Source organism: Vibrio caribbeanicus ATCC BAA-2122, assembly GCF_000165125.1.
Classification (GTDB): domain Bacteria; phylum Pseudomonadota; class Gammaproteobacteria; order Enterobacterales; family Vibrionaceae; genus Vibrio; species Vibrio caribbeanicus.
Window position 1 is genome coordinate 1 of sequence record NZ_AEIU01000071.1, and the last position, 3,137, is coordinate 3,137.

3 protein-coding genes and 1 pseudogene are annotated in these 3,137 nt (G+C 41.9%); 1 reads left to right on the plus strand and 3 read right to left on the minus strand.

Translation table 11 applies throughout. From position 1 onward, the window contains the following. From RH40_RS09815 to RH40_RS09825, 3 genes and pseudogenes are all read right to left on the minus strand, one after another. Window positions 1-603 (minus strand): annotated as a pseudogene (locus RH40_RS09815) (excinuclease ABC subunit UvrA); the annotation flags it as partial. Window positions 604-710: 107 nt separating this feature from the next. Next, window positions 711-1,580 carry a UTP--glucose-1-phosphate uridylyltransferase GalU gene (galU, locus tag RH40_RS09820; RefSeq protein WP_009601319.1) on the minus strand — a complete coding sequence of 290 codons (870 nt, stop codon included), beginning with the start codon at window positions 1,578-1,580 and terminating at the stop codon, window positions 711-713. Window positions 1,581-1,679: 99 nt separating this feature from the next. Continuing rightward, entirely contained in the window at window positions 1,680-2,333 is a 654-nt protein-coding gene (locus tag RH40_RS09825) for a response regulator transcription factor (protein WP_009601320.1), read from the minus strand. A gap of 281 nt (window positions 2,334-2,614) precedes the next feature. On the opposite strand from RH40_RS09825, the gene RH40_RS09830 reads away from it, so the two are divergent. Further along, window positions 2,615-3,137: single-stranded DNA-binding protein (locus RH40_RS09830; RefSeq protein ID WP_009601321.1), on the plus strand; the 523-nt coding region annotated here is incomplete at its 3' end.

Consider the following 3,137-nt stretch of genomic DNA (forward strand, 5'->3'; position numbering starts at 1 on the left):
TTCAATAGTGTGCTTCTTGTGTAACTCAAGTGTTGGAGGATCAGAAAGATCGCAGGTCTCCCCATTTATCCGTGCTCTGATAAAGCCTTGGGCTGCGAGATTTTGTAGTGTTTTGACATGCTCTCCCTTACGCTCTTTTATAATTGGGGCTAGCAACATCATTTTAGAATTTTCCGGAAGTTCAAGCACCTGATCAACCATTTGAGAAACGGTTTGTGCAGTCAGCGGAGCATGATGCTCAGGGCAGCGGGGTTCTCCCACTCTGGCATAGAGAAGCCTCAAATAGTCGTAGACTTCAGTGATGGTCCCTACGGTTGAGCGTGGGTTATGTGATGTCGATTTCTGTTCGATAGAAATGGCAGGAGATAATCCTTCAATATGGTCAACATCAGGCTTTTCCATCAGTGACAAAAATTGACGTGCGTAGGCGGACAATGACTCGACATATCGCCTTTGTCCTTCGGCATACAAGGTGTCAAATGCCAAGGAGGATTTACCAGAACCAGATAATCCTGTAATGACGATCAATTGGTCACGAGGGATACTTAGGTTTACATTTTTGAGGTTATGGGTGCGTGCACCACGGACTTCTATCTGATCCATTATCGACACTCTGCGTATTTTCTGAGGACATCAGTATTACACAGAGTTGTCGATTTTCAAAGAAATGCTGTATATATAAACAGTCATTCCGTCAAGAGCATGTATCTCTATTTTTTCTCAGTCTTTTTCGCACTTAATTCCGTCGCTTTTGAGTCTTTGAGATAGACATTTTCAAAGCAGTAGTTAGTGGCTTCGATATAGCCTTCAACACTACCACAGTCAAAGCGCGTTCCTTTAAATTTATACGCTAAGACACAGCCCGACTTCGCTTGTTTGAGGAGTGCGTCGGTGATTTGAATTTCTCCGCCTTTCCCAGGTTCCGTTCCTTCGATAAGCTCAAAGATATCCGGAGTCAGAATGTAGCGGCCAATGATTGCTAGGTTACTTGGCGCTGTACCTTTTTCAGGTTTTTCAACCATATCATCGACACGGTATATATCATCTTTTATCACTTCACCAGAAATCACTCCATATTTATGAGTTTCATTATCTGGAACTTCTTGGACCGCAACAATCGAACATCGAAATTGTTTAAAAAGCGCGACCATTTGAGCGAGTACTCCTTGCTCTTCATTGACACACAAATCATCGGCTAGGACTACGGCGAAAGGTTCGTCACCAATAAGTTCTCTGCCGGTAAGTATGGCGTGACCTAAACCTTTCATTTCTTTTTGGCGAATGTAAGTGAAATTAGCCGTATCGATAATATTCCTAATATCAACGAGTAATTTTTCTTTGTTGGTACCACTGATTTGGTGCTCAAGCTCATAGTTTTTGTCGAAATGATCCATGATCGAGTGCTTTCCGCGACCAGTCACAATACACATTCCATCCATTCCAGCCTGAATGGCCTCCTCGACACCATATTCAATAAGGGGCTTGTTGACAACTGGCATCATTTCCTTTGGCATTGATTTAGTCGCGGGTAAAAAACGTGTTCCATATCCAGCTGCGGGAAACAGACATTTCTTAATCATGTTTGAACCTTGGTTAATGTCTTCTAATTCGCATAACTCTAGCATGATATTTTAGTGAATCACTACCATAGAGCCAGTGCTGAACTAATATTCTCAAAATTAATAAGTTGGATGCATATGTTGTTTGGCCCAAGCTGCTGCTTGTACGCGGTTTCTCACGCTGAGCTTCTTAAAAATTTTTTGCAGGTGAGATTTTACGGTAAATTCGCTGATGAACATATCCTCGGCAATCTGTGTATTGGAGGCTCCAATCATGAGACAGCGCAAAATTTGTATTTCTCGCGCGGTAAGATCGACAGTGGCTGGAGCAGTTTGTGTTTCTACGACACTACGATAGTAAAATAAAAGCTGTGCATCTACTTTCCTTGGTAACCAGTTTTCTCCATTGATAATGCCCTCACATCCTCTTGCTATATCATCGATAGCAGCATTTTGGCTAAAGATTCCTTTAAGGTGTCCGAACGCAAGTAGTTCATCGGTTGTTAATCGACAGGGGACGTTAAATATAATTGTCTCGAACGAACGGTTAACTAAAGGTAATTCTCTAATTTGGCTTTTAAATTGAGTGTATTCTTCGTGGTCTATGAGTAAGATTCGATGTTTGTGTTGATGAAGAGTTTGGAATAGGTCTTCTGGTCTCAGCCTAGGAATTGTGTATCCCATGTATTTTGTGAGTTGTCCAATCGTTGTATTGTTAACATTATTCTCGCCACATAAAAAATAGATAGTTCTTGCGTAGATATTTTTAGGCATAATCGACTCGCTCTGATCGTATTTCTTTCTGAAAATTCGAGAGTGAAGGATTAAGAAGATTAACGCGAGTGTAAATGGCTTTTTTGGGTTTTATTTCATTGCTTTAAGTAATCTTTTAGTTTGTCAGTTACGATGCTATTGGAACACTGACACACCTTTACAGAAGAGTCACTATTCTGTAGAGCTTGAGTGAAGGATGATAACTCAGATATTTTTCCCAACCGTAAAGCATGCTATCCTATAGCATTAGCTTTTTATACCTAATTGAGACGGAGCGAAACATGGCTAGCCGTGGAATAAACAAAGTAATTTTAGTCGGTAATCTTGGGTCAGATCCAGAAGTACGTTATATGCCAAATGGTGGGGCAGTCGCCAATATTACTCTTGCAACGTCTGAATCATGGCGGGATAAAGCGACGGGAGAGCAGCGAGAGAAAACAGAATGGCACCGTGTTGCATTATTTGGAAAACTAGCAGAAGTGGCTGGAGAGTATTTACGTAAAGGCTCTCAAGTTTACGTTGAAGGCCAATTACAAACTCGTAAGTGGCAAGATCAGAACGGCCAAGATCGTTACACGACGGAAGTTGTCGTTCAAGGTTATAGTGGTGTGATGCAAATGCTAGGTGGTAGAAATCAAGCAGGATCTCCTACGCCAAATATGGGACAATCTCAACCACAGCAAGGTGGATGGGGCCAACCACAGCAACCAGCAATGCAGAGTCAGCCTGTTCAGCAACCTCAGCAGCAAAATCAACCCCAATACAACGAACCACCGATGGATTTTGATGACGATATCCCATTCT

Coding starts and splice junctions, on each gene's coding strand:
- RH40_RS09825 (WP_009601320.1), bottom strand. CDS start 2,333: ATGCCTAAAAATATCTACGCAAGAACTATCTATTTTTTATGTGGCGAG.
- galU (WP_009601319.1), bottom strand. CDS start 1,580: ATGATTAAGAAATGTCTGTTTCCCGCAGCTGGATATGGAACACGTTTT.